We start from the raw sequence: 1,129 nt of genomic DNA, 5'->3' as shown, positions 1-1,129 counted from the left end.
ATGTATTTCAGCCAAACCTTTGTCTTGTGCCCGTTTCACAATGGAACAGTTTACCATTCCTTCGATCATCTCGGGAAGTACGGTCAGTATATCAATGCGCATCATATTTTATTTCAGATTTATGGTGCAAATGTAGGAGATTTCCCAAAGTCTGCAAAATAAAGTTTTGTAAGCATGGATTTTTAGTTTTTTGCAAAACAACTATCATACTATCATAATTGAGTTTATGTGCTTGTAAAACAGTATGTTATTCTATGATAGTTCTTGTTTTTAACTATCATTCATCTATCATAACTATCATGGGTAAAGTAATCGTCTCCGCGATGCTACCTTTGCCATTTATGGGGGAGTAAATTTCTTATAGTCTCGTGATCTGTATTGGGATTTATATCAATGAGCTTAGTAAGCAAATCTTTAAAATACTCAAATGAGTTAATGTTGTTGAGCCTGCACGAACAAGCCAGTGAGTAGATCAGTGCAGTCCTTTTAGCCCCCTGATGACTCCCACAGAATAAGGAGTTTCTGCGGCTTAAGCTAATATATCGCATTAGTCTTTCAATCGCATTATTGTCCGGAGCATAGTCTGCACTGCGGATATAATTGCATAAAGCATCATATTCGTTTAACGTATAGTTAATCGCCTTACTTAATTCACTTTTGGGTAAAGTCGACTTTTTGTTTTTTATATTTATCAGTTCCTCTTTTAATTCTTTGAGGATAGGGGGAGCATATTTATTTCTATAGTCCAGTATCTGGCGGGCTGTCCAGTCCGGGGGAATGCGGTGTTCATTTTGGTAAAGACGATTGATGATTCGTACGATTTTTTCTGCATCCTTGTTTCCTGTTATATTCAGGAACTTGCGTTTGCAATGTTGGAAACAGGATAGGCGGATGGCATCCGGATAGGCCTCTTTTTCTATTATCTTGTAATTTCCTAATCCGTCACTTTGTATAGCTCCCCGGTAGTCTTCCCTGAGATAACCGGTCAGGATCTTTCTGGAACGTGAACCGTTTTCGTAAAAGAAATGTACCAGTTTTAGATGATTAGCCAGTGCTGCCCAAATATATCCTTTGGCTGTGGATTTGCCGGATGAGTTGTTTGTATCACTGGTAAGAACGGTATAATAGC

1 protein-coding gene is annotated in these 1,129 nt (G+C 38.3%); it reads right to left on the bottom strand.

Features of this window, described 5'->3' with window-relative positions; genetic code table 11:
- Positions 1–326: 326 nt before the first annotated feature.
- The coding region (locus AB5Z01_RS13630) for a transposase (RefSeq protein ID WP_368365614.1) at positions 327–1,129 on the bottom strand (803 nt) is incomplete at its 5' end.

It is taken from the genome of Ruminococcus sp. RTP21359st1_H3_RTP21359_211015 (assembly GCF_040909065.1).
GTDB lineage: Bacteria > Bacillota > Clostridia > Oscillospirales > Ruminococcaceae > Hominimerdicola > Hominimerdicola aceti.
The sequence above is the reverse complement of the archived record's forward strand: the minus strand, read 5'-3'. Positions and strand labels throughout refer to the sequence as shown.